Here is a 362-nt window from a genome sequence, read left to right on the forward strand (position 1 = left end):
TGTGGTCTCGTTGAAAGATTGGGATGAGGCTTATGCGCTTGCTCTTCAAGAGAATCCAAAACTCGCGGGAGAAATGCAAGGTTACCGCCAAGGCAAAATGAAAGGTGTTTCGACTGGAGGCGTGGTTCTAAGTGGTGCTGGATTGGGGATAGCTAAGTCTATTGCCAAATTAAAAAATGGCACGATTGATGTAGCCCATTCCAGTGTTAATGTTGCGAAGATAAAACCTAAAACTTGTTCTTTCCGTGGTGACATGGAAGTAAAAACAGAGCAAGGTTATAAGCCGATAGGGTCTATTAAAGTCGGAGATAAGGTTTATGCGAAAAACGAACTGACAGGACAAATGACCTATCAGCGCGTAC

Annotated in this window: 1 protein-coding gene; it reads left to right on the top strand. The window is 43.6% G+C overall.

The features are described 5' to 3' along the window. Positions 1-362 (top strand): HINT domain-containing protein (locus tag HMPREF2732_RS09855; RefSeq protein WP_222563115.1); only part of this gene is annotated, 362 nt, incomplete at both ends.

It is taken from the genome of Haemophilus sp. HMSC061E01 (assembly GCF_001810345.1).
In the GTDB taxonomy this organism is placed as follows: Bacteria; Pseudomonadota; Gammaproteobacteria; order Enterobacterales; family Pasteurellaceae; genus Haemophilus_D.